The organism is Agrobacterium sp. RC10-4-1 (genome assembly GCF_014138475.1).
GTDB classification, from domain to species: Bacteria; Pseudomonadota; Alphaproteobacteria; order Rhizobiales; family Rhizobiaceae; genus Agrobacterium; species Agrobacterium pusense.
In genome coordinates this window covers 37,528-64,384 of record NZ_JACJIT010000011.1, presented here as the reverse complement: position 1 = coordinate 64,384, position 26,857 = coordinate 37,528, and the positions used below count along the sequence as shown (strand labels likewise).

At 57.7% G+C, this 26,857-nt stretch carries 25 protein-coding genes and 2 pseudogenes; 13 read left to right on the top strand and 14 right to left on the bottom strand.

What is annotated here, in order from left to right; genetic code table 11:
• Nucleotides 1-111 precede the first annotated feature (111 nt).
• The 4 genes and pseudogenes from FHW77_RS26870 to FHW77_RS24750 form a co-directional block, all read left to right on the top strand.
• A pseudogene (locus FHW77_RS26870) lies at nucleotides 112-351 on the top strand (GntR family transcriptional regulator); the annotation flags it as partial.
• A gap of 136 nt (nucleotides 352-487) precedes the next feature.
• Nucleotides 488-934, top strand: coding sequence for a MerR family transcriptional regulator (locus FHW77_RS24760; protein ID WP_182590899.1), 447 nt, complete (start codon nucleotides 488-490; stop codon nucleotides 932-934).
• Nucleotides 924-1,502, top strand: coding sequence for a PIN domain-containing protein (locus tag FHW77_RS24755; RefSeq protein ID WP_182590898.1), 579 nt, complete (start codon nucleotides 924-926; stop codon nucleotides 1,500-1,502). The genes FHW77_RS24760 and FHW77_RS24755 overlap by 11 nt, the downstream gene beginning before the upstream one ends.
• A 149-nt stretch (nucleotides 1,503-1,651) precedes the next feature.
• Nucleotides 1,652-4,012 (top strand): hypothetical protein, encoded by a 2,361-nt coding sequence (locus FHW77_RS24750; protein WP_182590897.1) that lies wholly within the window; start codon nucleotides 1,652-1,654, stop codon nucleotides 4,010-4,012.
• 123 nt (nucleotides 4,013-4,135) lie between these two features.
• Here FHW77_RS24750 and FHW77_RS24745 read toward each other — a convergent pair whose 3' ends face one another.
• The 4 genes and pseudogenes from FHW77_RS24745 to FHW77_RS24730 all read right to left on the bottom strand — a co-directional run bounded on the left by FHW77_RS24745 (nucleotide 4,136) and on the right by FHW77_RS24730 (nucleotide 6,207).
• Nucleotides 4,136-4,429: a type II toxin-antitoxin system RelE/ParE family toxin gene (locus tag FHW77_RS24745; RefSeq protein WP_182590896.1), complete on the bottom strand. Its 294-nt coding sequence runs from the start codon at nucleotides 4,427-4,429 to the stop codon at nucleotides 4,136-4,138.
• The gene (locus FHW77_RS24740; RefSeq protein WP_182590895.1) at nucleotides 4,426-4,734 is read right to left on the bottom strand and encodes a type II toxin-antitoxin system RelB/DinJ family antitoxin; all 309 of its coding nucleotides are present in this window, start codon (nucleotides 4,732-4,734) and stop codon (nucleotides 4,426-4,428) included. Before FHW77_RS24740 ends, FHW77_RS24745 begins: the two co-directional genes overlap by 4 nt.
• A 138-nt stretch (nucleotides 4,735-4,872) precedes the next feature.
• A pseudogene (locus tag FHW77_RS24735) lies at nucleotides 4,873-5,804 on the bottom strand (Fic family protein); the annotation flags it as partial.
• Nucleotides 5,805-5,964: 160 nt separating this feature from the next.
• Nucleotides 5,965-6,207, bottom strand: coding sequence for a hypothetical protein (locus FHW77_RS24730; RefSeq protein WP_286086149.1), 243 nt, complete (start codon nucleotides 6,205-6,207; stop codon nucleotides 5,965-5,967).
• Nucleotides 6,208-6,592: 385 nt separating this feature from the next.
• On the opposite strand from FHW77_RS24730, the gene ligD (FHW77_RS24725) reads away from it, so the two are divergent.
• A complete protein-coding gene (gene ligD, locus FHW77_RS24725; protein ID WP_182590894.1) occupies nucleotides 6,593-9,244 on the top strand; it encodes a DNA ligase D in 2,652 nt (883 codons plus the stop codon).
• Nucleotides 9,245-9,285: 41 nt separating this feature from the next.
• Here ligD (FHW77_RS24725) and FHW77_RS24720 read toward each other — a convergent pair whose 3' ends face one another.
• From FHW77_RS24720 to ku (FHW77_RS24695), 6 genes are all read right to left on the bottom strand, one after another.
• Nucleotides 9,286-9,531 carry a hypothetical protein gene (locus FHW77_RS24720; protein WP_373968668.1) on the bottom strand — a complete coding sequence of 82 codons (246 nt, stop codon included), beginning with the start codon at nucleotides 9,529-9,531 and terminating at the stop codon, nucleotides 9,286-9,288.
• Between the two features lie 10 nt (nucleotides 9,532-9,541).
• Entirely contained in the window at nucleotides 9,542-9,841 is a 300-nt protein-coding gene (locus tag FHW77_RS24715; protein WP_022557679.1) for a DUF982 domain-containing protein, read from the bottom strand.
• Between the two features lie 68 nt (nucleotides 9,842-9,909).
• Nucleotides 9,910-10,386, bottom strand: a complete 477-nt coding sequence (locus FHW77_RS24710; protein ID WP_182590893.1) for an Hsp20 family protein — start codon at nucleotides 10,384-10,386, stop codon at nucleotides 9,910-9,912.
• 170 nt (nucleotides 10,387-10,556) lie between these two features.
• Nucleotides 10,557-11,588 carry a non-homologous end-joining DNA ligase gene (gene ligD / locus FHW77_RS24705; RefSeq protein ID WP_182590892.1) on the bottom strand — a complete coding sequence of 344 codons (1,032 nt, stop codon included), beginning with the start codon at nucleotides 11,586-11,588 and terminating at the stop codon, nucleotides 10,557-10,559.
• Nucleotides 11,585-12,397: a non-homologous end joining protein Ku gene (gene ku, locus FHW77_RS24700; protein ID WP_112635137.1), complete on the bottom strand. Its 813-nt coding sequence runs from the start codon at nucleotides 12,395-12,397 to the stop codon at nucleotides 11,585-11,587. Before ku (FHW77_RS24700) ends, ligD (FHW77_RS24705) begins: the two co-directional genes overlap by 4 nt.
• Nucleotides 12,398-12,408: 11 nt before the next feature.
• Nucleotides 12,409-13,308 (bottom strand): non-homologous end joining protein Ku, encoded by a 900-nt coding sequence (gene ku, locus FHW77_RS24695; RefSeq protein WP_182590891.1) that lies wholly within the window; start codon nucleotides 13,306-13,308, stop codon nucleotides 12,409-12,411.
• 200 nt (nucleotides 13,309-13,508) lie between these two features.
• Here ku (FHW77_RS24695) and FHW77_RS24690 point away from each other — a divergent pair, with 200 nt between their 5' ends.
• From FHW77_RS24690 to FHW77_RS24670, 5 genes are all read left to right on the top strand, one after another.
• Nucleotides 13,509-13,685, top strand: a complete 177-nt coding sequence (locus FHW77_RS24690) for a hypothetical protein (RefSeq protein ID WP_080823558.1) — start codon at nucleotides 13,509-13,511, stop codon at nucleotides 13,683-13,685.
• 8 nt (nucleotides 13,686-13,693) lie between these two features.
• Nucleotides 13,694-14,470 carry an exodeoxyribonuclease III gene (xth, locus tag FHW77_RS24685; RefSeq protein ID WP_182590890.1) on the top strand — a complete coding sequence of 259 codons (777 nt, stop codon included), beginning with the start codon at nucleotides 13,694-13,696 and terminating at the stop codon, nucleotides 14,468-14,470.
• A 548-nt stretch (nucleotides 14,471-15,018) separates the two neighbouring features.
• Nucleotides 15,019-15,567 carry a TRAP transporter small permease subunit gene (locus tag FHW77_RS24680; protein ID WP_182590889.1) on the top strand — a complete coding sequence of 183 codons (549 nt, stop codon included), beginning with the start codon at nucleotides 15,019-15,021 and terminating at the stop codon, nucleotides 15,565-15,567.
• Nucleotides 15,568-15,580: 13 nt separating this feature from the next.
• The gene (locus tag FHW77_RS24675) at nucleotides 15,581-17,089 is read left to right on the top strand and encodes a TRAP transporter large permease (RefSeq protein ID WP_045534939.1); all 1,509 of its coding nucleotides are present in this window, start codon (nucleotides 15,581-15,583) and stop codon (nucleotides 17,087-17,089) included.
• Between the two features lie 82 nt (nucleotides 17,090-17,171).
• Complete coding sequence (locus FHW77_RS24670) at nucleotides 17,172-18,284, top strand: TRAP transporter substrate-binding protein (protein WP_034499231.1); 1,113 nt, start codon at nucleotides 17,172-17,174, stop codon at nucleotides 18,282-18,284.
• Nucleotides 18,285-18,349: 65 nt separating this feature from the next.
• Here FHW77_RS24670 and mctR read toward each other — a convergent pair whose 3' ends face one another.
• The 4 genes from mctR to FHW77_RS24650 all read right to left on the bottom strand — a co-directional run bounded on the left by mctR (nucleotide 18,350) and on the right by FHW77_RS24650 (nucleotide 21,852).
• Entirely contained in the window at nucleotides 18,350-18,982 is a 633-nt protein-coding gene (gene mctR, locus FHW77_RS24665) for a two-component system response regulator MctR (RefSeq protein ID WP_182590888.1), read from the bottom strand.
• Nucleotides 18,979-20,376 carry a two-component system sensor histidine kinase MctS gene (gene mctS, locus FHW77_RS24660; protein WP_006699343.1) on the bottom strand — a complete coding sequence of 466 codons (1,398 nt, stop codon included), beginning with the start codon at nucleotides 20,374-20,376 and terminating at the stop codon, nucleotides 18,979-18,981. Before mctS ends, mctR begins: the two co-directional genes overlap by 4 nt.
• Before the next feature lie 117 nt (nucleotides 20,377-20,493).
• Nucleotides 20,494-20,898 (bottom strand): GFA family protein, encoded by a 405-nt coding sequence (locus FHW77_RS24655; RefSeq protein ID WP_064264062.1) that lies wholly within the window; start codon nucleotides 20,896-20,898, stop codon nucleotides 20,494-20,496.
• Between the two features lie 54 nt (nucleotides 20,899-20,952).
• Nucleotides 20,953-21,852: a hypothetical protein gene (locus tag FHW77_RS24650; protein ID WP_034499235.1), complete on the bottom strand. Its 900-nt coding sequence runs from the start codon at nucleotides 21,850-21,852 to the stop codon at nucleotides 20,953-20,955.
• Nucleotides 21,853-22,481: 629 nt separating this feature from the next.
• Here FHW77_RS24650 and repA point away from each other — a divergent pair.
• The 3 genes from repA to repC all read left to right on the top strand — a co-directional run bounded on the left by repA (nucleotide 22,482) and on the right by repC (nucleotide 26,198).
• On the top strand, nucleotides 22,482-23,765 hold the full coding sequence (repA, locus tag FHW77_RS24645; protein ID WP_042936411.1) for a plasmid partitioning protein RepA: 1,284 nt from the start codon (nucleotides 22,482-22,484) through the stop codon (nucleotides 23,763-23,765).
• Nucleotides 23,762-24,787: a plasmid partitioning protein RepB gene (gene repB / locus FHW77_RS24640; protein ID WP_107341559.1), complete on the top strand. Its 1,026-nt coding sequence runs from the start codon at nucleotides 23,762-23,764 to the stop codon at nucleotides 24,785-24,787. The genes repA and repB overlap by 4 nt, the downstream gene beginning before the upstream one ends.
• 196 nt (nucleotides 24,788-24,983) lie before the next feature.
• Entirely contained in the window at nucleotides 24,984-26,198 is a 1,215-nt protein-coding gene (gene repC / locus FHW77_RS24635; protein ID WP_107341558.1) for a plasmid replication protein RepC, read from the top strand.
• Nucleotides 26,199-26,857 lie beyond the last annotated feature (659 nt).

Below are 26,857 nucleotides of genomic sequence, written 5' to 3'. Positions count from 1 at the left end.
TGAAGCGCGATCAACCGTCTGGGCCTGCTACTAAACTACAGCGTCAAAACCGAGGTTACCTTAACCGTACAGCCATCTATGCGCCGCGGCGGCAGGCGTGGCCCGTGCGAAAATGTTGTCCTGACGGAATTGCTGTCGAAAATCGTCGCCCGGTTCCGCTGGTCACGCTCTACGAGGAAGAGCGGAAGGATAATTGCTGCGCAGATCATCACCGCCTAATCCTCAGCGCCCTGAGAGCCAAGGACCTGGTTGAGGCGCAAGATTTGATGGAACGTCGAGGCCCGCGTTCGCCTCTCCAAGAGACAGGGCGACCGGCATACGTTCCTGATGGCGCTTGATAAGTTTTCCTGAAAGCTTTGCGCTTGATCGGAATCGAACCAGCGTTCCGTAAATCAAAGCCCATCACCATCATCGCGATCAATCCGCACTTTCAGTTATTGCAGTTACAGGTCTTATTTACTATATTGGCTGCCAAGGAGAAATCATCATGGCCAGCCAGATTGTTCATTTCGCCAGACTGTCAGATCGCGACCGAAAAATAGCTATGCCCTTGCCGAAGCTGGTTGCCGGCGACAGGCTGGAACTCCACGTTCGTGATGCAGGTGGCAAGGCGCGCACGCTCCCGATCCCGCCCTCGGCCGCTGCAGCTGTCGAAGCCCTTCTGGCGCATATGCTGCGCGGGGAGCGCGTTGCCGTGCTGGCCGAGGACCAGGAAGTGAGCCCAAGTGACGCTTCAGCAATTCTCGGCATCTCTCGTCCGCTCGTCGTCTTGCGCATGGACCGGGGCGATCTGCCATTCCGCTACGTCGGCAAACACCGCCGCGCCCTCCTGAAGGATGTGCTCGCGTTAAAGTCGAAGCTCGACAAACGACAGACGGCAATGGAAGCACTTGCCGAGGACACAGAGGACCTGATCGAGACCTATGGCCTCTAATCCGCCCGTCGCGGTCTATGATGCCTGCGTCCTCTACCCCTTCCACCTCCGCAACATTCTGATCCAGTGCGCCTTCGACGGTCTCGTCGAGGCGCGCTGGACCGACGATATACATGATGAATGGATGCGCAATCTCGCCGTCAACACACCAGGTTTGTCCATCGACCGCCTGGAAGCTACGCGCGACCGGATGAACGCGGTCCTCCCAGAGGCAGCGGTGGGGAACCATCGCGCGCTTATTGCGGATCTCACGCTACCTGATCCCGACGATCGACATGTCCTCGCGGCAGCCATCGCGGGCAAAGCCTCCGTAATCGTCACCTGGAACCTGAAGGACTTTCCCGCAAGCAACCTTCTCGCCCATGGTGTGACCAGCAAGTCGCCCGATGATTTCCTCACCGATCTCCATGCGGCGTTTCCGGAAGCGCTAATCTCCAGTGTCAAGAGTGCGAGGCATAATCTGCGAAAGTCGATCCCATCGGTTGAGGCGTTCGTCGACGCGCTTCATCAAGGCGGGTTGAAGAAGTTTTCAGGGATGCTTCGCCGGAACATAACCGGATTGACGTGAGTCCGCGCAATCCTTGAAAAATTGACAAGACCGCCCGACAACTTTCTTGGGCCATAGGGTCGTCCCTATGAACTTTACGGCTTCTTAACCGTCTGCCCTTAATTCCGCACGCCCTCGGCCTGAGGCCCCGAGAAAATATGGGATGACACATGCCAAACGAAGACCTTTCCAAACGCCATTTCCAGAAAAAGATCTCGACCTACTGCGATGTCCGCATTGTTCCCGTCGCGCCGGATTGGGTGGTGGACAGCGTCCGCCCCTACCTTCTGGCGCTAATCACATTTCGTAAGAAACCGGCTCTCGCGAACAACCGCTATGACTGGCGGCAGATCGCACACGATTGCGGGATCGATGAAGCACTCACGACAGCGTTGAAGAAGGAACTGCGACCAGCACTGGATGCGATCATGCGCTGGCTGAAGGAGCCGCCTGTAGAAGACGACGCAAAAAAAGGCAAAAGACCGCAAGCGAGGCTCGGAGCTCGTGCCACGAGCAAGTTTGCCCCCTCCACGATGGACCAACATCACGGAGTCGAAGAGGTCGGCAGCTCCCGTTCAGATGGCCGCCCCGGCCCTAGGCCGAGACCAGGTTCCGACAAACCAGAACCATTGTTCGAGGCGAACGAAGACCCGAGTTCATTCGCCGATGCACTCGCCTATCAGATGCGTCGCTTTGGCGAGAGTTGCTGGCAACTCCATAGAGCGGTCGTTCGCATAGACGAATCTTTCAATGCGAAAACCTTGCTGTCGTGGATAGAGGGCCAACGTGTGCCTCGCTCGGTCGCAAGCTTCAACATCCTCGGCCGCATTGAGCGCAGATACGGCCTGCCGAACGGCTACTTCAAGGCGAAACTGCCACATCAGTCCAGATCGTTATATGGCCACGATCTGGAAGACATCAGCCCGGCAGAGCGGCGCCGGCTTGCCTGGCATCTTCCTGACGACTTCGGCAGCCTGCCTTTTTCGAAGCGCGAAGAGATCCTGGAATGGGTCCGGCGCGTCATCATCTCGGGGTCGACCGATTACAGGCGTTTCCGGGCGGCAGCAACGAAGCAGCGCTACGCAATCCGGTTCCCTGGGATCACATATGGCGGGAGTGCACTTACTCCTCGACCAGCGGCTTCTAGCTGGCTGCGAGATGGGGACGAAAACGGGCGCTCGACCGAGGCGCTCGAGGATCCAGATCTGCTCTCCGGTGTGGTCGATGCACCCCCTCGGCTTGCGATGGAGATGGCAGATCTCATCCGCTTCAAAACGTCCACTCTCACCGAGATAGGCTTCCGCAGGAATGGCGTCTGGAATGAGGAGACAGCCAGCCAGAAAATCGAACATCTCGGCCTTATGTTTGGGGCACTTGCAGCATCCCCGAACGGAGTTGTCAAAGGCCGAGGCGTGCCCCTCAGTCAACTTACCTTCGGCCTCCTGATCTTCCCGGGCGTGTGGGATTGGTATTTGCAGTGGCGCGAGCGCCGTCGCGGCTTCTTTACTAAATGGGAAGACGACATGCTGATGGTGGCCATGGCCCTTACTCGCGCTGAAGTCGGCTGGATTCGCCAACATCCCGAACTCCTGCGCAATGTGAAGCCGATCGAAGGACTGATCACGACAGACGAGATCGCGTCTGCTCGCCGAGACTGGCACGGTGCATGCGAAGACTTCCACCGCCATGCCGCCAACCGTTCAAAAGAAATCCAGCGGGTGATGCGGGTCCACCGCGATCCATTCGAGCCGATCATGTGCGTGCTGGAAGCGGAGAGCCCGCTCGCTGAATACCGGAAGATCACCGAGGAGATTTTGAAGCGGATGCCGGATGAGCACCGCTATCCGAGAGCGGCCGCTGAGGCCGTCCGTTCCTTCCTTATGCTGAGGCTTGGCCCACATCTTGGCCTCAGGCAGAAAAACCTTAGGCAATTGCTGGTCTGCCCGCGCGGACAGTTCCCGACGGCAGAACGCCGGCTCGAAGACATGAAGCGCGGCGAACTGCGTTGGAACGAACGGGAGCGTGGGTGGGAGGTCTTCATCCCGTCCAACGCGTTCAAGAACTCCGGCTCATCTTTTTTCGGGCAGAAGCCGTTTCGTCTGGTGCTACCGGATCTTCTTGATCTCTACGCCTATCTCAATGCTTACATCGAGCGGCATCGGAAGGTGCTGCTGGGGCGCGCACCCGATCCGGGCACGCTTTTCGTCAAAACCGTCAAAACAAGCAGTATCGATGCGGCGTATAATCAGACAACATTCTACGAGGCTTGGCGGTTGGCGATTCAGCGCTACGGCATTTACAATCCGTATACCGGCCGCGGCGCGATTAAGGGTCTGCTACCGCATGGCCCCCACAATGTGCGAGACGTGCTCGCCACTCACATCCTGAAGCAGACCGGATCTTACGAGCAGGCAAGTTATGCCATCCAGGACACGCCAGACGTCGTGCAGCAGCACTACGGGCGCTTTCTGCCGCAGGACAAAGCAGCATTGGCGGCGCGGATCCTTAATCAGGTGTGGGAGGCCGCATAGTGCGGTGGTTGCGTCCCTCAGCCCATTGCAGGCATGAATGCAAAATGTCGGCGTCCATCGGGCGCACTGCCGTCGTCTCGCCCTTGAATGGAATCGAACCGTCGCCCTGGGCGAACGCGATCATCAACTTAGCGGCAGCTGTTCTGGCCATTCCTGCGCGCCATGGAGTACGCGAAGAATTCGAACTGTTGTCTCGGTGATCGTATAGGCGGCGGTATAAGGCGTACCATTGACGACAAGTTCGCGCGTCCCGGCAATTCTACCCACGCGCCCACTGGCAGGAAAATCGAGCAAGCGACGGGCGGCGGCTACTATCCGTTCATCGATCAGTATAGCTGCCGCAGGATTATCTGCCTCGATGTACGTGAAAATAGCGTCGCGATCCGACAAAGCAAACGCAGACCAAGTCAGTTTCACGCTTCTGGCACACCAGCTTTAAGGCGGGCCGCGGCTCGACGTCTGGCAAAGTGCGCTTCGACCTCGTCGTCCGACAAATCCGGACGAGTATCGTTCAACGCTTCGAACACCTTGGTCCGAAACCAGGCGTCATGTGCTTCACTGCCGGAAAGTAGTTCAAGAGGCAGCGCGCCCTCGTTAGCAGTCCGGGTTAGCATGATACGAACCGCATCAGATACAGTAAGCCCCATGCTTTCAAGCACGGCGGAAGCACGGTCCCGGACTTCGGAATCGATACGTGTTTGTACAAGAGCGTTTGCGGCCATGGCTAATCTCCCACATTCTGTGAGAATGTAGTGCATTTGCATGACGATTTCCAGACCAGAGTATCGATATTCCGCTCGAAGCGCTTTTAAGCTCTTGAGCGGAACAGCCGTTCACCTAGTGCATTGCCTAGCAGAAATTTATTTCTGCAGTGACAGCGAATACCGTGTATGCCGGCGTTCACCCGTACGCGTCAGTGCACCCATCTCCACGAGCTGCTGAAGGTCGCGTGTTGCTGTAGCGCGCGATGTGTCTGTGATCGAAATGTAGTTTTCGGCGCTTAGTCCCCCCTTGAAGCCTGCCGTGCCTTCCTTGAAGATGCGCGCAACTACCTTTTTCTGCCGGTCGTTGCCTCGAAAACGATCATAGAACTTTGCTTTCTGAATGAAGAAATCGATGCGCTCAAGCGTCGCTCGTTGAGCATCCAGGATAGTTTCCGAAAAGAAAATGATCCAGTCGTTGATATCAAGCGTGCGCTGGTGCCGCTCAAGCTCGGAGTAGTAGGCCTTCCGGCTCTTCTCGATTGTGAAGGCGAGAGAAATGAGACTTGGCTGCCCTATGTTTTGCGCCGGGATTTCTCAGCGAGCGCGCGCCCAATTCGGCCGTTGCCATCCTCAAATGGATGTATGCTTTCAAAGTAAAGATGGCCTACGGCTGCGCGCGTCAAAGCTTGAAGCGACGTTTGACCATTTGGCCCGGATTGATTGAACCATGCGATGAAAGTCTCCATCTCATCGGTAACCTGGCGAGACGGGGGAGCCTCAAAGTGGATTGTCGGCTTATCCAATCGACCTGACACGATCTGCATGGCGTCTTCATGCGTGCGGTAAGCGCCAACCGTTTCGATATATCGGTTTCCGGCCATCAGCATTGAATGCCAGTGGAACAGGCCCTCGTGACGCAGCGGCCTATACCAACTTCGATAGACATCCGCCATCATCTCGGCGATCCCCCGCTCTTGGGGGCGGATCTGTCTGTCATCAGTGTTTAGCCCGAACTGTCGGCGGAGTGACGACTGGACACTCACGCGGTCCAGATATTCGCCCTCAATCTCTGAGGTCTTGTGTGGCTCCCGTCTTGGCCCATGATTATAAAGGTATTTTATCCGGATCTCCAATCATGTGCGACCAGATGCGAAATTCGTTCCCATTCATCAGCGGTCGCCTCGCCTTGATCCAGAGGTTGGCTCAAGCCTTCCCACCTTCATGCGTGGTTGTTAATCGAACGGCCTCTCACCTCCACGGTGGCTTGGGAGAGTTATTGGCCTCTGAAGACATTCGCCAATGCTGAATTATGTCCTCTTCGATGGCGGAACAGACTGTTTCATACTCCCGCACGCGGGCGCGGTCTTCCTCTTTCCGGAACCTTTCAAGCGCGCTGGCAGCCATTTCGTAGGCTTCGAAGAGTTCATTGAGATCGGTGGTCTGTGCTGCGATGATCTGAAGCTGGCCTCGTAATGCGGGCAACTTCAGCATCAGTCGCCACAGTCCTCTCCGCGCGGAATCTCTCGTTGTTCCAGCCACCCCGTTTTTCCTGCCCATCATCGCAAAAGCCTCCGCGAGCTGATCGCGTAACGCTAGATATCATCGTGGCGCTTGGAAAGTACGTTACCGTAAACGCGGGAGGCGCTACGGCCTGAGAACGCGTTTGCGCAGCGATTGAGCCGGTCGGACGATGCACCGGGGACGGGCCTCCCTCCTCCCCTCGGAACAAAACCTGGAATTATTGATTTTGCTTGTTGAGACAGTGTGCAGTGCTCCCGGCTCTCAGCGGGCCGCAGTCGAGCGCCTCTCTCTGTCCCGCCCGCGCCTCATCCCATTCCATGGGAGACGGCAGGCTGATTATTTACCGGGGATGCTCATGGCCAGCGACAAGCTCTCAACCTACAAGCAAAAACGCGATTTCCAGAAGACGCGGGAGCCGAGCGGCAAAGCGAAGCTGAAAGCTTCAAACCGCAGGCGCTTTGTTATACAGAAACATGACGCCACGCGGCTCCATTATGACCTGCGCCTCGAACTCGATGGCGTCTTCAAGTCCTGGGCTGTCACCAAGGGACCGTCTCTCGATCCCCAGGACAAGCGCCTGGCCGTGGAGGTCGAAGACCATCCACTGGACTATGGTGACTTCGAAGGCACGATACCAAAAGGTCAGTATGGCGGCGGCACGGTCATGCTCTGGGACCGTGGCTACTGGGAGCCGGAAGGCAACAGGACGCCCGAGCAGGCTCTCGCCAAGGGCGACTTCAAATTTACCCTTGAAGGCGAGCGGCTGCATGGCAGCTTCGTCCTGGTGCGGATGCGCAACGACCGTGACGGGGGCAAACGGACGAACTGGCTGCTGATCAAGCATCGCGACGACTTCTCGGTCGATGAAAACGGCGCCGCCATCCTTGACGAAAACGACACGTCGGTTGCCTCGGGCAGAACCATGGCCGCCATCGCTGCCGGTAAAGGAAAGAAACCAAAACCGTTCATGGTGCAGAGCGGCGATGTGCAGGCCGACGCCGTCTGGGACAGCAATCATGGACTGGCGGCAGACAAACGTGCGGGGGATGCGAAGAAAAAGCGCCCGGCAGCGCGGAAAGCAGTGAAGTCCGCGATGCCCGACTTCATACCTCCGCAGCTTTGCGAAACGCTCGAACGCCCACCCTCGGCCGATGGCTGGATCCACGAGATCAAATTCGACGGATACCGTATTCAGGCGCGCATTGAAAACGGCGAAGTCACGCTGAAGACGCGCAAGGGGCTGGACTGGACGGCCAAGTATCCGGCGATTGCGACGTCGGCCGCAAGCTTGCCTGATGCCATCATCGACGGTGAGATCTGTGCGCTCGATGAAAACGGTGCCCCGGACTTCGCCGCACTTCAGGCGGCGCTGTCAGAAGGTAAAACGGATGCGCTCGTCTATTTTGCTTTCGACCTGCTGTTCGAGGGGAGTGAGGATCTAAGGCAACTACCGCTCACGGAACGCAAGAAAAGGCTCGAAGCGCTGCTGAGTAAGGCGGGGGGAGATCCGCGCCTGCGGTTCGTCGAACACTTTGAGACCGGCGGCGATGCAGTATTGAAATCGGCGTGCAAGCTCTCGCTGGAGGGCATTGTCTCGAAGCAGGCGGATGCCCCCTATCAGTCGGGGCGTACCGATACCTGGGCGAAATCCAAATGCCGCGCCGGACATGAGGTTGTCATTGGCGCTTACGCCAAAACCGACGGCAAGTTTCGTTCACTTCTTGTCGGCGTCTTCAGGGACAATCACTTCGTCTATGTCGGGCGGGTCGGGACCGGCTATGGTGCCAAAACGGTGGATACAATCCTGCCGAAGCTTCGGGAACTGGAAACCTCAAAATCGCCTTTTACCGGAATAGGCGCTCCGAAAAAGGAACCCAACATCGTCTGGGTCAAGCCCGAACTGGTGGCCGAGATCCAGTTCGCTGGCTGGACCGCGGATGGACTGGTCCGTCAGGCAGCCTTTAAGGGTTTGCGCGAAGACAAGCCGGCGAAGGAGGTCGAGGCCGAAACGCCGGCATCGCCCGGGAAAACTGAAACGCCAACGCCGGCCCGGCCAAAGCCGTCGCGACCGGCACGCGGCAAGAACACCAAGGCAGAAGTTATGGGCGTGATGATCTCCAGCCCTGACAAGCCACTCTGGCCCGATGCAAATGACGGTGAGCCGGTCACCAAGGAAGATCTCGCGCACTATCATGAGGCCGTTGGTCCATGGCTGATCGACCATATCAAGGGACGGCCATGCTCTATCATCCGGACACCTGACGGCATCGGCGGTGAGCAGTTCTTCCAGAGACACGCGATGCCGGGAACGTCGAACCTGCTCGAGCTTGTCAAGGTGTTCGGCGACAAGAAACCCTATCTGCAGATTGATCGCGTTGAGGGCCTTGCCGCCATCGCCCAGATCGGCGGCGTCGAACTGCATCCCTGGAATTGCGAGCCCAACGAACCGGAGGTGCCCGGTCGTCTTGTCTTCGACCTTGATCCGGGTCCGGACGTACTCTTCTCCACCGTGGTCGAAGCCGCGCGGGAAATGCGCGACCGGCTGGAGGAGCTTGGCCTCGTCAGCTTCTGCAAGACCACCGGCGGCAAGGGCCTTCACGTCGTCACCCCGCTTGCGGTACCGAAGGGAAAGAAGCTGAGCTGGCCGGAGGCGAAAGGCTTCGCACACGATGTCTGCATGCAGATGGCCCGTGACAACCCTGACCTTTACCTGATCAAGATGGCGAAGAACCAGCGCAACGGCCGGATCTTCCTCGACTACCTGCGCAATGACCGAATGGCGACTGCTGTTGCGCCGCTGTCACCGCGCGCCCGGCCAGGCGCACCAGTATCGATGCCACTGACCTGGAAACAGGTAAAAGCGGATCTTGATCCGAAACGCTTCACCATTCGCACCGTACCGGCGCTTTTGTCGAAGACAACCGCCTGGGAGGATTACTGCGACGGGCAGCGTTCGCTGGAGCAGGCCATCAAGCGGCTGACGAAGTCGATGAAACAGGCCGCCTGAGAGCGGCCTGGATCAAGACCCGTAGCGCCGGTCAAGGTCGCTCAGCGCAGCCTGAACCTCATCGATTGGACAGGTTCCGGCGTTCCAGGCATATGGCGGAACGCCGGCCTTGAGTCGATCGTGTAGGGGTCCGAAGCCCAGGCGGCCAAAATGGTCCTTTTTTCGTCGACTTGGAGCGTGGTTGCATCCACCACATCGACCGGCCGCGCAATTTTCATACCCGTGGACAGGATTGTCGTGCCCATCAGTGCGATATCGCTCGCGGTAAGCTGCGGATTCTCATGCATGTCGGCTTCCTCAGCGAACGTGCGGATCCTTGTCGTGCGGGTGACGGGGCGCGGAGATGACATCAACGTCCGGGGCCAGCAGATCGTGTTTGGCGGCAAAGGCTGCAAACAGACCCCGGGCGGTGTCCGCTTCGATCTCACCGCGCAATGCCGCGCTGCAGGCCTTCAGCGCCATTGAATGCGCCGTATCGCGCATCGATGCCGGCCATTCCGCCAGATGCCGGTAAGCGTCGATGACGCTGCGAACCTCGGTCGGAAATCCAAGGCCGATAAGGATGGTTACGGGCTCTTTGAACATATCGGGTTTCATCGCGATCTCCTTCCTACCCCCGATGTTGACGGGCGCCGCTGCAGCGGCGCCCGTTTTTTAAAAATCGATCAGGCAGCCTTTTGCGCTTCGATCTGCGCCGGGGCAACCTTATGCTGAAGGGCCGGGCTGGTCTGGATATCGATCTTGCGCGGTTTCAAGGCCTCAGGAATCTCACGAACGAGATTGATCGACAGAAGACCGTTGCGGAGATCGGCGCCATTCACCCTGACATGGTCGGCAAGTTCGAAACGATGTTCGAAGGGCCGGCCGGCTATACCGCGATAAAGGTATTCATCGGCGGAAGCGTCCTGCTTCTTGCCGGTAACGGTGAGAAGGTTGGATTGAAAGGTGATGTCGAGCTCGTCCTCGGCAAACCCTGCGACCGCGACCGAAATCCGGTAGCTGTCATCGCCGGTCTTGACGATGTCATAGGGCGGCCAGTCGCTGATCGAGCGGGCGCGCTGGGCATTTTCAAGAAGATTGAAGATCCGGTCGAAGCCGACGGTCGAGCGGAACAGGGGTGCGTAGTCATAAGATGTTGCCATAGCCATATCCTCCTTGAAGCAACATGGGTACAGAAGCGCCGAAAGGCGGCGCTTCCAGCAAGTCCAGCCCTGTCTCAGCAGCTGGCGGCAATCGATTTGGTTTTCGGGAATTTACGATTCAAGTTCGTCGTCAAAAAAAAATTGACGTCCACGCGCCGGCCAAGACCAACTCAGTCGAGTTCATGGACCGCGGCATTGTCCTGTACCTCGCGCAGGCCTTTATAGGACGCATGACGCAGGTTGCCATCGTCGGTCCAGCCACGGAACTCGATTTCGGCGATGAGCGTCGGCTGCGCGAAGACGTAATTCCTGCCCTTGAGCGGAACGGCCGGTGTCTTCGTCTTCAGCCTATCCAGGGTCTTCTTCAGATACGCCGCATCTTTCTCCTTGAACCCGGTTCCAACGGCGCCAACATAGACCCAGTCATGTCCACGTCTCGCCGCCAGCAGCAAACTGCCGATCCCGCCGCGCGCCACCGCCGACTGCTCGTAACCGACAATCATGAAGCTCTCGCTTTGAACACACTTGATCTTCAGCCAGTCTCCGGTCCGGCCCGAGCGATAAGGGCTGTCACGATGTTTTGCGATGATTCCTTCCATGCCGAGGGAGCACGCGCTCGCCAATAATTCAGCGCCGTCCGCTTCTATTTCTTCGGACAGCTGGATTGCGCCGGTCGCGTCTTCCAGCAGGTCCCCCAGCAAGTGCCGGCGGACCGAAAGCTCGGTACGAGTGAGATCGTGACCATCGAAATACATAAGGTCGAAGGCGAAGAGTACGGCTTCTGTCGACGCCCGTTTGCCGCCTCGCCCGCCGAGCGAGCGTTGCAGAGCGCCGAAATCGGAGCGACCCTCGCCGTTCAACACCACCGCTTCGCCGTCAAGGATGGCTGTTGCAATTCCAAGGTCCCTGGCCGCTGCGGCGATAGCGGGAAACCGGTGCGTCCAGTCGTGGCCGCCCCGGGTAATGATCCGCACACCCTTCGGCTCGATATGGACCGCGAGCCGATAGCCGTCCCACTTCATTTCATAGACCCACTCGGGGCCGGACGGCGGGGCCGTCTTCAGGAGCGCCAGACATGGCTCGACGCGATCTGGCATCGGGTCGAACGGCAGATTGGGCTGAGCCGGATCGCGCCTGCGGCGCGGCTGCGATTTTGCCGTCAGGCTGTCATTCTGCAGGAGCGGCTTGGCGGGGCGTTTCATTTGCCCGCCCGGTTCTCGGCCGCAACCGACTTCTTCAGCGCGTCCATGATATTGATGACATTGCTGGGTGCCGACTTCGTCGGTGTGGATGTCCTGGGTTTTGCAGACTTCTTCAGCGCTTTCTTCTTGGCGGCAATGATGTCAAGCAACCGGTCCTGAACCGGATCGATGACCATCTTGGGGTCCCAGTGCTGCGTTTGCTTTTTGATCAGTTGCTGCACGAGACGCATCATCTCGCTATCGGCCGTTTCATCTTCTTCGATCCCGCCAAAGTAAGTATCCTCGTCACGGACTTCATCCCCATAGCGTAGCGTCCACAGAACGATACCCTTGCCGCGTGGCTCAAGCATGACGGCGCGCTCGCGGCGGGTAATTACGAGACGTGAAATCCCCACCATGTTCTGCGCTTCCATCGCATCCCTGATGACCGAGAATGCTTCCTGGCCGACGGCATCGTTGGGTGAAAGATAATAGGGCGTGTCGAGCCATATCCACTCAATGCTGTCACGGGGCGTAAACGTCGAGATGTCGATGGTCTTTGTGCTGTCGAGCGCAACGTTTTCCAGTTCTTCGTCTTCGAGGATGATGTATTCATTCTCGCCACGCTCATAGCCCTTGACCTCATCCTCCTCCCTCACCTCTTTTCCGGTAACGCTATCGACGTAGTGGCTGACGACCCGGTTTTCGGTATCGCGGTTGAGGGTGTGGAAGCGGACCTTCTCACTTTCGGACGTTGCCGGCATCATCTGCACGGGACAGGTGACGAGCGAGAGTTTCAGATAACCTTTCCAATAGGGACGGACAGCCATGATTTCCTCCGTCAGCCGGCGCGGCGCGTCTGTGACGAGACCGCATTTGATTTGGCAGCAGCACCCGGTTTTGAAGCCTTCTGACGGCCACCACTCTTATTGGCGTTAGAAGCGGCGCGTTTCTGGCTGGATTTGGTGCCCATGCCAGCACTCTCACGCAGCGCCTGCAAAAGGTCGTTTTGCTTGGGGACCGCTGCGGCCTTCTTCTTCGGCAGGGCCCTGCCCTCGATCTTGGCCTTCACCAGCTCGGCAACGGCGGCCTCATAACGGTCGTCGAACGTGCTGGCGTCGAAGGTCCCCTTCTTTGTGCCGATAATGTGCGCGGCGAGCTCAAGCATCTCGCCTTCGATCTTAAGGTCCGGCAACTCCTCGAAGGCCTCCGCCGACGAGCGGACTTCATAGTCAAAGTTGAGCGTCGTGGCGATCAGGCCCTTCGCGTGTGGCCTGATCAGCACCGTACGCAGGCGTCGGAAGAGCACGGTGCGGGCGATCGCAGCAACTTTGGCTCGTTTCATACCATCGCGCAACAGAACGAAAGCTTCCGTCCCCATCCTGTCGGGCGCCAGATAATACGGCTTGTCGAAATAGACGCTGTCGATCTCGCTGCAGGGGATGAAGGCGTCGATCTTCAGCGTCTTGTCGCTGTGAGGCACGGCGGCAGCCACCTCATCCGGCTCGAGAACGATGTACTGGCCGTTCTCGATCTCATAGCCCTTGACCTGGGCGTCCCGTTCCACAGGATCGCCGGTCTCGCTGTCGATGAATTCGCGTTTCACCCGGTTGCCGGTTCGTCGATTGAGGGTGTTGAAAGCGATCCGTTCCGATGATGATGCCGCAGTGTAGAGAGCCACAGGACACGCGACCTCTCCGAATTTGATAAAGCCCTTCCAGTTCGCTCGCGGGGCAACCATGACGCAAAACTCCTGCCACAACCAATGCGATTCAAGCGAATCAGCGTGCATTTGTTCCGAGTCAAAACGAATCATTTTTCAAGGACTTAAGGCCACGATCATCACTCGCATTACGAGTCTGCGCTAGACTCTTGATTCCGGTGCATCTTTTTGCGGCGACGAACGTTTCCCCGTCACGAAACGCGAAGAGGAGGCCCGTTATGAGCAAACGTGAACTGATCGATACCGGAACCGACAAGCGTTATGTCCGCCGCGATAAGGACGGCAAGTTCAAGGAAAGCGTCGACGTCTCGCGATCGCTCTCCGCCGACGCACGCCACGATGCGAAGCATGATGCGAAACCGGGCCAGGGTGACCGGGGTGATCGCAAGCACTGACGAACCCGGTGAAGCTCGCCACGTACAACGTCAACGGCATCAACGGCCGGCTCGAAGTCCTGCTTCGCTGGCTCGATCAGGCAAAACCCGATGTCGTCTGCCTGCAGGAGTTGAAGGCACCGGACGAGAAATTTCCGCGCCGCCAGATTGAGCGCGCGGGCTACGGCGCCATATGGCACGGGCAGAAATCATGGAATGGCGTTGCAATTCTCGCCCGGGGTCAGGAACCTCTCGAGACGAGCCGGGGGCTTCCCGGAGACCCTGACGACAGCCACAGCCGGTATATCGAGGCTGCCATCGATGGCATGATCATCGGATGCCTTTACCTGCCGAACGGTAACCCGGCACCGGGCCCAAAATTTGACTACAAGCTGCGTTGGTTGGAGCGGCTGCGTTCCTACGCAGGTCAACTGATTGAGCTGGACGTGCCATGCACCCTTGTCGGAGACTTCAACGTCATGCCGACCGATCTCGATGTCTATAAGCCTGAGCGCTGGCGAGACGATGCTCTGTTTCGCCCCGAGGTTCGCGCAGCCTATGCCGACCTGATCTCTATGGGCTGGACGGACGCCATCAGACTGCTGCATCCAAATGAGCGAATCTATACGTTCTGGAAGTACTTCCGGAACGCGTTTGCTCGTAACGCGGGTCTGCGCATCGATCATTTTTTGCTGAGTTCGTCACTAGTCGAACAACTGCAGGCTTGTGGCGTCGATAAGTTTGCGCGTGCGTGGGAGCACACCAGTGATCACGCCCCCGCCTGGATTGAGCTGGACGACCGATAGAGAGAGGATCAGGGTGCTTCGCAGCCTCCCTGCTGGCGGCGATTGGCGGACCAACATTTCGCATGAGCGCTGTCATCGCGGCCGGGCTGGAAAGATCTTGTCCATAATCGAGAACATGTCGACGACTTTGGACTATCGTAACGCGTCCGAAAAGCCGGCGTCCATCTTGCTTGTAGAGAGGCGATCAAGTCGACGATTCAGGGGTCGCAACCGCTCTCAGATCTTAGCGGCGATCAAGGTTGCAAAAAGCCATGCGACGGTCTTCCTGAGGAGATCGGCCGATGATGGCGGCAGAACATTGGGCAGCCGCCTAACCTTCATCTTGGGCGCGCGTTCAAGTTGAAAAGACGCCACCAGCACCAACGCGCTTTTGTCTCAACATACGGCACGTTTCTGCTTTGATACGCTCTTATACCCAGTTCTCGGTATGCCTGAACAAGTTCGACCGTGGCAGCTCTTGAGCGAGAACCGGCCATTGATATCTTGCCCGCATTAGAGCGGCAGCACGTGTATTGAGGAGTACGCGGCCGCTTTCTGGGGAGGATCTCATGAGATTTCTGTTGGCCGTTTCGCGCGCCATTGATGCAGCCAATTCCGCGATCGGCAAAGGTATTTCGTGGCTGCTTCTGGTGGCTATTTTCATCAGCGCCATCAACGCGGTCATGCGCAAGGCGTTCTCCATGAGCTCAAACGCATGGCTTGAATCACAGTGGTACCTTTTTTCTGCCGTATTCCTGATCGCCGCCGCCTACACGCTCCTCAACAATGAGCATGTGAAGGTCGACCTTGTTTACGGGAATCTTCCGCGCAAGGGGCAGTTATGGGTCGATATGCTCGGCACCATCTTCTTTCTCATGCCTTTCTGCATCATCACGGTCTATCTCTCCTGGCCCGTGTTCCTGCAGAAATTCGCCTCCGGCGAAGTTTCGAACAACACGGGCGGCCTTATCCAGTGGCCGGTCTGGGCGCTAATCCCGATCGGTTTCAGCCTCCTTGCCCTGCAGGGTGTTTCGGAGCTCATCAAGCGCGTCGCCATCCTGCGCGGCGTTATTCCTGATCCGGTTGCAGAGGCAGACGCCGAAGCGGCGATGCTCTGATCGAAGGAAAACAATAATGGCATTCATTGCGGAAAATCTCGCGCCGATCATGTTCGCCGCGCTCATCATCGTCCTGCTGCTCGGCTACCCGGTAGCCTTCGCCCTGGCCTTCGTCGGCTTCTTTTTTGGTTTCATCGGGATCGAACTCGGGCTGCTCCCGGCAACCCTGTTTCAGGCCATTCCCGATCGCATCTTCGGCCAGATGTCAAACGAAACATTGCTGGCCATACCTTTCTTCACCTTCATGGGGCTGATCCTCGAAAAGAGCGGTATGGCGGAAGATCTGCTGGACACAATCGGCCAGCTGTTCGGACCCGTCCGCGGTGGCATTGCCTTTGCGGTGATTTTCGTAGGAGCGATTTTGGCCGCTACCACAGGCGTTGTTGCAGCCTCGGTCATCTCGATGGGCCTTATCTCGCTGCCGATCATGCTGCGTTATGGTTATGACCGCAAAATCGCCGCCGGCACGATCGCAGCGTCGGGCACGCTGGCGCAGATCATACCGCCGAGCCTCGTCCTGATCGTACTCGCCGACCAGCTCGGACGCTCGGTTGGTGACATGTACAAGGGCGCTCTTGTTCCCGGCCTGATGCTCGTAGGGGCTTATACGCTCTACATCATCATCACCTCGATCATCAGCCCGGCAAAGGTCCCGGCCTTGCCATTGGAAGCGCGGACCCTGCGTGGCGGCAAGCTGCTGCTGAAGGTCATCACCTCTCTGGTGCCACCTCTCGTGCTGATATTCCTTGTGCTGGGCACGATCTTCCTCGGCATCGCAACGCCGACGGAAGGCGGCGCGATGGGAGCGGTGGGCGCGCTTGCGCTTGCGCTCGCCAACCGCAAACTCAATTTCGGTCTCATACAGCAGTCGCTTTACGCCACCGCGAAGCTGTCGTCCTTCGTGCTGCTTATCCTGCTCGGCGCGCGGGTCTTTTCGCTGACGTTTTACGGCGTGAACGGGCATGTCTGGGTCGAGCATCTCATGACGTCGGTCCCGGGCGGAGAAATCGGCTTCCTGATTGTCGCGAACCTGCTGGTCTTTTTCCTAGCCTTCTTCCTCGACTATTTCGAGTTGGCCTTCATTATCATCCCGCTCCTGGCACCTGTCGCAGATGCTCTCGGCATCGACCTGATCTGGTTCGGCGTCATGCTGGCGGTCAATATGCAGACATCGTTCATGCATCCGCCCTTCGGTTTCTCGCTGTTCTTCCTGCGATCCGTGGCGCCGACACGCGCTTACAGGGATCGCATTACCGGGCAGACGATCCAGCCGGTGACGTCAACCCAGATTTATCTGGGAGCAATCCCCTATCTCTTTATTCAACTTGCCATGGTCGTCATCATCATCGCCTTCCCTGGCATCGTGATGCACTACAAATCGGGCGCCAAGCAGGTCGATCCGTCTGCCGTCCATATCAACGTTCCCATGCCGAGCGCAGGGACGGACGCCGATCCTTTCGCAAATCCCTTCCTGGCACCCGGCAACAGCGCGCCGAGCTTTGGAAAGCCCTCGACACCTTGAAATCAGTCGGGCGCGGAGGCGCCCGTCACAGCCTGCCGGCGGGCCAAACGCCGGAGACGTCTAAAGAAGGAGGAGGTAATTCATGAAGGTCAATCCAGGTCGCCGGCAACTATTGTCGGGCGGCGTGCTGGCGGGGGCGGCTGCGGCCGTTTCCACACTGGCAACGCCGGCCATAGCCCAATCTTTGCCCAACATTCGTTGGCGTCTCACGTCAGGCTTCCCGAATAATCTGGATACGATCTACGGCGGTGCCGTAGTCATGTCCAACGCCCTGAAGGCGATAACGGGAGGCAAGTTCGAAATCCAGGTTTTCCAGGCAGGCGAGATCGTCCCCGGCGCTCAGGCGATCGACGCCGTAAAAGCCAATACCGTCGAAATCTCCCATACCTGCGGATATTATTTCACCGGCAAGGATCCGACGTTCGCCATCGGCTCGACCATTCCGTTCGGCCTGAACGCCCGCCAGCAAAATGCCTGGCTTTATCACGGCGGCGGTAACGAAGCTTACAACGAGTTCCTGTCCGACTATGGCGTCATCGGCATTCCCGGTGGTGCGACGGGTGCCCAGATGGGCGGCTGGTACCGCAAGGAAATCAAGAGTCTGGAGGACATCAAGGGCCTCAAGATGCGCATTGCCGGCGTTGCTGGACAGGTGCTGGCCAAGCTCGGCGCCGTGCCGCAGCAGCTTCCGGGTGGCGACATTTATCCCGCGCTGGAGCGGGGAACCATTGACGCTGCTGAATGGGTAGGTCCCTACGACGACGAAAAGCTCGGCTTCTACCAGATCGCGCCCTATTATTATTACCCCGCGTTCTGGGAGGGTGGACTGACGATCCACTTCTTCGTCAACAAGGATCAATATGCGGCCCTGCCCGAAGAATACAAGGCAGCGCTGGACACCGCTTGCAAGGCCGCCAATATCAACATGCAGGCGCTCTACGATGTCAAGAACAAGGACGCGATCCGCTCGCTGGTGTCCAAGGGCACGCAGCTTCGACCGCTGCCTCGGGATGTACTCGACGCCGCCTACAGGGCGACCTTCGAACTCTACGACGAATACACCCAGAAGCACCCGGCATGGGCCAAGATCTATCCTGGCTGGAAGAAGTTTCGAGATGAGAGCTTTGAGTGGTTCCGCGTGGCCGAATATACCTATGACAGCTACGGCTATGCGATGCAGACGGCAGGCAAATAAGCCTGCATAAACGTCTTTCGGGCCCCGGGATGGCGACATTTCGGGACCCGATTTTCAGCCTCGTCTTACTCTTTGATAAGTCCGTTATCTACCGCATAGCGAATGAGGCCGGCGGTCGTCGCGATATCAAGTTTCCGCTTGATGTTCTTGCGATGGGTTTCCATCGTGCGCTCCGAGATATCGAGCGTAAGAGCAGCATCGCGATTACTTTTCCCGCGTGCGATCAGAAGCAGAACGTCCTGCTCACGTGTTGTCAGCTCCTTCAGCCTTCCGGATGATCCCTCCATAAGGACATCGCGGACACCTGAGGAAAAATAAGTTCCACCGGCGGCCACGGTCTCGAGTGCTGCCACAATTTCTTCGGTCGCCACGTCTTTGAGGATGTAACCGGCAGCACCATACATGACCGACGTCGATATATATTCCCGGCTGTCATGCATGGACAACATCAGCACCCGAGAGGAAAGGTGCTTCTCCCTGAAGAGCTCAAGAGCATCGATGCCATTGATCTGTGGCATGTTTATATCCATCAGTACGACATGGGGTTGCGTGGCGACAGCCGTATCAATACCCGCCGTGGCAGAGGCCGCGGTCCCAACGACCTCGATATGCTCATAAGTCTCAAGCACAGCCTTCAACCCGTCCAGAACCAGAGGGTGGTTATCGACAAGAAGGACACGGATCGAATGACGGTTCACTCTGCAGCCTCCTGTAGACGTTGGCCTCGATCCTTCATGGCGGTAATCGGCAGGACCGCGCGCAGAACAGTGCCTTTTGCGGAGCTTTCGACTTCAAGCCTGCCGCCGAAATGGGTCATGCGTTCCTGCATGTTTCTCAAGCCAAGGCCCTTGCTGGCCGGCATCTCCTTCTCTGTCCGGGCGGCCGGAAATCCGCGTCCATTATCGCTGACGACCATCTGCACCCTTTCATCCCGACTGGAGAACCTGATGGTCACCTGCGTTGCATCGGAATGGCGCTCGATATTGGTGAGCGCTTCCTGGGCAACACGATAAAGGGCGACGCGTGCTTCAGGAAGCAGCATGTGCTTGAAAGCCACGGACTCGAGCGTGGCGGCGATGCCGGTTCGTTCTGAAAAGCTTGAAATCAGTGCTTCCAGCGCCGCAGATAACCCCAGATCGTCGAGAACGCGGGGTCGCAAATCATGAGAGATACGGCGGACCTCCTTGATCGCCTCGGTCAATGCCGACGCACCCTTGCCAATCGCTTCGACAGCGCCCGTGTTCTCCGGCGTCACTTTGCGCCGCGCAAGATCGATTGCGAACCGGACACCGACCAGATTTTGAGAGATGCCGTCGTGCAACTCGCGAGCGATGCGCAGGCGCTCCTCTTCCTGAGTATCGATCACCCTCTGCATCAATGCTTTGAGACGGCCGTCTGCCAGCCTTTGCTGGCGCAGATTGAGCACCATACATGTGGCAAACACCAGCAGCACCGCAGGGACCGAAAACAAGGCAACAATCAGGAAATTCCATGTGATGGAGTGACGTAGTTCTTCCTTGGCCGCCGCCGTCGCGGCGAAAACATCATCCAGATAGACCCCTGTGCCGATCATCCAGCGCCATTTGTCGAGGCCGGCGGCGAAAGAAAGCTTGTCAGCCATCTTGCGTGTGGAGGGTTTCTCCCATTTGTACTGGACGAGGCCACCCCCCTCCTTGGCTTTCTGAATCAGGTCGTAGATAACCCTGTTGCCGTCAGGATCATAGAGATCAAGCCAGTTATTGCCGGGGCGGAAATTCTGCCGCGGATGAACGACATTTATCCCATCATAGTCATAAACGAAGAAATAACCGTCCCTGCCATAATCGAGGTCTGTCAGAATACGCTTGACCTCTTCCTTGGCGGTTTCGTCATCCGGTCCCGCTTTATCGTAGACCGAACGGATCGCGGAAAGGGCGAGATTGGTGAGGTTGAGAAGTTCAGCCTCTTTTGCCGCAAGCATGTTTCGCTCGAAGGCATCGATACTGGTGCGTGCCAGCGTCATGGACTGCCAGGTGATGAGCGCCGTAATAACGATAATGGCAAGAACAAGGGGCCCTATTGCCAGTGCAAGGATCTGGTTCCTGAGTCTCATGCGGCCCCTCCGACACATTCGCTCCGACGCATCTTCACCTAACAACAGTTCGCGCTGCAAGTCGAGCATCCCCGGGCCCGTGACCAGGATGCCGCAACAAGCCTTTTTGACCGACGCTTAGTCTTTGGCTCGACCCGGAAGATCGGTTAGGCTCTGCGCCCATGGCAAAGCCGAAGAGCACCAGATCTGCGAACGGGGCCTCAGTTCCTGACGCTGGTTCACCGTTCCCAGTCTGATCCCAATCTGCTCTGCATCCTCGTGCTCTCCGGTCGTGTAGACGGGCGATCCGCAGTCGGCACAGAAGAACTGGAGGCGCCGGCGGCCGTTGTCGGCGCTCTTTACGTAAAGTCTGGGCGTACCGGACGTGATCTGGAACCGGTTGCGGTGTGTGCTGACGGTCACTCTATACGCGGAGCCGGTCAACCTCTGGCAGTCGGTACAGTGGCAGATTGCGACGTCCTGCGGGTCAATCTCGGCTTCATACGTGATCTTTCGGCATTGGCATGCGCCATCGATGTGCATGTGAGGCTCCTTTCATTGTTGCTATTGAAACGTCGAGGATGCCTCCCCCAGACATTAAATCTGCCCCGCCCGCGCCCCGTCGTGGGCGTGGCCGTCCTTGCGCCTGCGTCGTTCGCGCATTTTCGCCTGCCGTCTCGCAGCCCGCAATTCGTCCAGTGTCGGCTGCCACCAACCGCGGTTCCTATCAAACTGGATCGGCTCGTGTTGTGCCGGCCAGGTGTGAATCAGCTCTTCCAGTGTGGGCAATCGCCACAGTACCCACACATGTTCATCGCTGACGCCAGGATGGTGCTCTGCGACCTCTGCCGGATCGACAAGTTCTCCGGTCACTTCGGTGGCGACAACTACGCAATAGGCAGGGGTAGCCACCGGTCGTCCTAGGGGCGGCATTTCGTCACTTGCAACGGGAAGCCTTTTCTTCCTGCGTTCCGCCGCGCGCCGCTTTGTCCTGGCTTCTTCCTCCGTGCCTCTTCTGGCTTGGGCTCTCTTGCGTCTTTCCTCTGGTTCTGCCCGTTTTGCAGCATCTTCAATAGCATCCCATCGCTGCTGTAGTTCCTCATAGAATGCAAAGGGCACTTCCCAAGCTTTGGCTTCACTGTTCCAGCGGGCGAAGGGAATCTGTCGTAGTTCGTCAACGACCTCACGGGAATAGGGCGTTCGGACGCGCAAACCGCCGTTGTGGACCTCCAGGTATGGGCTCAGTATAGGCTCAAACTCGAAGAGGTCGCGTCCCCTCTCCTCTTCGAAGGGAGCCTTGCGGTCGGCTTCCGACGCCAGCCACCGGTCAATTCGGCGCCGCGCGGTGCTGCCGGGAACCGTCCACGCCTGTAGGCGGTCACTCCATCGCGCCTTGGGAAAAGTCTCTCGGAACCGTGCGACGGTCATGCGGTCGAACGGAAACGACACCGTTTCCAAAACCGGGTTGTTGGGCTGATGCTCTTGTTCGTCGTCCATTTCAGAAAACGATCCGCCGCGGGCCCGGTTGCGTCCAGTGCACGAATTTTAAAAAACTAAACGCGCCACTAACCCGTCCGCGAGACAATCCCCGACAGAAGCTGACCGACGAATGCCAGGGAACCCACGATGATGGTGATCGGTCTTGCAACGGCTGACTTCGCGCGCCGACTTGCCGTCAACAACACAGACGGCGGCGACACGAAGACATGGAGTGCATTCGTCCCGGCACCCCGGCATCAGGGCCGAGAGCCGTGCGAAAGCTGTCGTTTTTGATGCTGCCGTTTTTGATAAGTAGTAGCGTCGCCAAGGGCGTTCGCGGACGAGACGTATCTTCGGCGGTCGCTGCGCCGGTTTCGCGGGCTCTCGTCAGGAAGCGCCATTTCGGCCAGATCGTGCAATAGTCTGTCACGGCCTGGAATCTTGCTCTCATGTATTGGGCGGCCGAGGCAATGCAGGCAATAGTGAAAACATAAGTTTGGATAGATGACCGCAACGCGTTTTTAGACAGGCCGCGGCGACCAGCAATTTACGCGACAGGTTGTAGCCGTTTCAGCGTCACGGCCTCAACGGCAGATGATCCCCTTGAGGGTCGGTCAACCCTTATCTCTGGACGTAGCGCGAGAATCATGTTGTATCTTTGGCGGGATTTAGTCGGCAAACCGAACTTTGCCCGCCAAGGGGACGATATGGCGATAGCGAATAAGATCGAAGCGGCGATTGTGCAGAAGGAAGATGCGGGCGGCAAGATAGCACGTCACGCAAGCCTTTTGTCGCAGCAATTGCAGGAACTGCGAACACGCATGTATCCGCCTAAGTCAGAAAAAAGCCTGCGCCCCTTCCTGACCAACGAAGTATCCAAACTGACGTCCATTCCTGATTCCACCCTGAAACTTCTCTCGAGTGAGGGGCGTGGTCCGATTCCCGGGCGGCTGGAAAACAATCATCGCGTCTACACCCTGGCCCAGATCAACGAATTGCGGGAGCTTTTCGCAAGCCAGAAGCCTGCAGATGCATTGAGATTCTTGCCCCGGCGCCGCGAGGGTGAACACCTTCAGGTGGTGGCAATCGCCAACTTCAAGGGCGGCAGTGCCAAGACCACGACCTGCGTCCACCTTGCGCACTATCTCGCCTTGCAGGGCTATCGTGTCCTTGCACTGGACCTCGATCCGCAGGCGTCACTCTCCGCTCTCTTCGGCGCCCAGCCTGAATTTGACGTAGGCGCCAATGAGACGATCTATGCGGCGTTGCGCTATGACGATGCAGAGCGTCGGCCGATCCGCGACATCATTCGCAAAACATATTTCGACGGCATCGACCTGATACCGGGCAACCTCGAGGTCATGGAATATGAGCACGAGACGCCCAGGGTTCTGGCGCAGAAATCCGGCTCAGGGGCAATTTTCTTCGAGCGCTTGAAACTGGCATTGGCCGAGGTGGATCAGGACTACGACGTCGTGATTCTCGATACCCCTCCTTCCCTTGGGTTCCTCACCCTCAGCGCGATCTACGCCGCCACCAGCATGATCATCACCGTCCATCCGGCAATGCTTGACGTGGCTTCGATGAGCCAGTTCCTGTTGATGATGGGAGACCTGATCAGCGTGCTGAACGAAAGCGGCGCACAACTCGATCAGGATTTCATTCGCTATCTGGTTACCCGCCACGATCCGAACGACGCGCCGCAGTCGCAGGTAGTCGCGATGATGCGTCATCTGTTTGGCACGGATGTCCTCCTGCCGACCTTGATCGAGAGCACGGCTGTGGAAGCAGCGGGGCTTGCGAAGCGCTCCATCTATGAACTCGAAATGGGCCAAATCGGTCGTGACACGCATAAACGTGCTCGCGAGGCGGTTGACGCCGTGAACGAAGCGATCGTGAAACTCATCAACACAAGTTGGGGGCGTACATGACGAGCAAGTCGCGCAAATCGATTGTGGCAAACTTCGGTTTGCTTTCTGCCGAGTTGGAAAACCGGCTCTCGACCGAGAACCCGACCCCCGCTCCCCAGCCCGTGCCAACTGCGCGAGTGGGCGCAGGCGTGATCGGTGCGGCGCATCGGGCGATCGACGACATCAAATCTGAACGCGACCGCCTGAAGGCTCTGGTCGAAGCCGGCGGAGGCACGATCCGCGAACTCGATCCCTTAAGTATCGACCCCTCGCCCTTTCCTGATCGTCTTCCTGACGATGATGCGGCCGATTTCGAGGCTTTCAGGAACTCGATACGGTCCGAAGGTCAGAAGGTTCCCATACAGGTCCGAAAATCACCTTCGTCTCCTGACCGCTATCAGGTGATCTACGGCCACCGCCGGCTCCAGGCAGCCAGAGACCTTGGAATTCCGGTCAAGGCGATCGAGGTCGAGATTTCCGACATCGAACTTGCTATCGCACAGGGTATTGAAAATGCTGATCGCCAGGATCTGACCTGGATCGAGCGCGCCCTCTTCGCCCGCCGCATGGATGATGCTGGTGTAAAGCCTCGGGATATCAAGGCTGCGCTGTCTATCGATGACCCCGAACTCGCTCGCATGCGGTCCGTCTACCGTGTCGTCCCGACCGAAATCATCGAAGCAATCGGGCGGGCGGGCAAGGTCGGTCGCCCGAGGTGGGCCGACTTTGCAAAGAATTATTCCGAAAGGCCGGATCTCCACGATGCATTGAGGAATGTTTTATCCGGCAGCGCCGAAAAGCGCCTGGGATCGGACCAGAAGTTTCTCGCAGCATTCAATGCTCTCAAACCTGAGGCCCCCCAGAAGGACACTGGCGAGGTGATTGCTGGACCCGCAGGCGAGCAACTGGGCAGGCTTGTTCGTACCGCGAACGAGGTTCGTATTTCAGCGCACACAGCGTCCGCGAAGGAATTCCTGAGCTTTATTGAATCGGAATTGCCGACGCTGGCTGAGCGCTTCAGTCGTGAGAAGTCCAGGAACTGATCGAAGCCGCAAGTGGATTTCGACACTAATTACGGAAGGAAAGCGCGCAAAAGAAAAAGGCCCCCGAAACGTTGCCGTCATGGAAGCCCTTCTCGTTGTGTGAGAGCTTGAGAATCGCATTTCCATGAATCCTAGTCAAGAGTCTTTGGCACCGTTTTGGTGAGCGTATTTCTTTTGCCTTTTGAGAGGCGAGGACATGGAAGGTGGACAAGTATCGACGCCCTTTGGGCGGCGACAGGTTACCCTTGCGCTTGTGAGGCGGCAAATTGCCACGAGCAGGATTGAGGAAGGTAAATCGGCAAACAAGTGGAAGGTTTTTCGCGATGCATCTGAAGCTCGGGAGGTGCTTGGTCTGCAGGATAGAAGCCTCGCGGTTCTCGATGCGCTTTTGAGCTTCTATCCGGAGAACGAACTGCGCCAAGACGCGCAGCTCGTCGTCTTTCCCTCGAACATTCAGCTGTCAATTCGTGCCCATGGCATTGCAGGCGCGACCCTGCGTCGGCATCTTGCGGCCCTCGTTGATGCCGGCTTGATTATCCGCAAGGATAGCGCCAACGGGAAACGCTACGCGAGAAAAGGCGACGATGGCTCGATCGAGCATGCGTACGGATTCGACATATCACCTCTTCTTATGAGAGCTGAGGAGCTTGCGTGCCTCGCCCAGCAGGTTGCTGCCGATCGGATCGCCTTTAGACAGGCGAAGGAAAATCTGACGATCTGGCGGCGGGATATCCGCAAGCTGATCACTGCGGCTGTTGAGGAAGGGGCAGCAGGCAATTGGGACGAAATAGAGGAGCGCTATATCGCGATCGTGGGAGAAATTCCGCGCAATCCCACCTTGGCTGAACTCAAGGACCTCGGTCTCAGGATGAGCCGTCTACGTGAGGATATCGTCAAACTCCTGAATTCTGAAGATTTTTCGTCAAAAATGAACGCCAATGATGCTCATATTGAGCGTCACATACAGAATTCAAATACCAACCCTCCTAATGAACTTGAACCTAGCTCTCGAAACGAGCAGGGAGCGAAGCCGAGTGAGGACGGGCAGCCCCAGCATGTGCCGATCAAGGCTTTCCCAATCGGACTTGTGCTGCGGGCCTGCCCCGAAATTTCAAACTATGGGCCCGATGGTCAAATTCGGAACTGGCGTGAACTCATGACAGCCGCAGTGGTCGTCAGATCCATGCTTGGGGTCAGCCCGTCTGCATATCAGGAAGCCTGCGAGGCAATGGGCCCAGAGAACGCGGCGGTGACGATTGCCTGCATTTTGGAGCGCGGTGGTCACATTAATTCACCGGGCGGATATCTCAGAGATTTGACAAGCAAGGCTAAGCGAGGCGAATTTTCACTTGGTCCGGTCCTAATGGCTCTGCTGCGTGCCGGGGGCCACAACGTCAAAGCCACTGGGTAATGTTGAGGCAACATAAGTGCGGGGGGAACAAAAATTGTTCCTCCAGGCAAGCTGAAGCCAAACGGACCGTGAATTCTAGGCGGAGCGCAGGTTACTGTGCGAATACCCTCGGTCGAGGAGACACTGGTGGCTGTACTGAGCCAGAATCGTAGGTGAGAATTGACGCGCAGGATCGTAGTTGGGGGACCAGCACATAGTGCCAAGTTCTGTCGCGGACTAGAATGCATCGATGCTAACCACGGTGGCGCGATCGCGGACACCCATGAATTTCAGTTCGTCGATACAAGGCGTGCTCGGATGTCGTACCGTCATTGGTTTCAACATGACCGAAATCTGCTCCCAGCCCCGACCCTCGTCGCCTATCCCTGCGGGGACTCAGCCTGGCAATGTCACGTCGGCAGGCGGCCGGGCGCTGCTTGGTGACCCGTAGCTGTTCTCGTTTTCTAGGCGCTGGGCGGCAAGAGCCTCGATCTAGGCCGACCGTGCCAGACACTTGTTTGGCCCCCTGTTGCGACGTCGGAGATCGGGAAGTTTTGCGTAAACCAAAATCTTCCCATTGGCGCGAACTTGTCGTCTCCTCTGGTGCAAGCCTTCGAGAAGACAGAGCATGATGGACAAAGTGCGGGCGACACAGCGCTTATGATTTACCGACAGTTTCC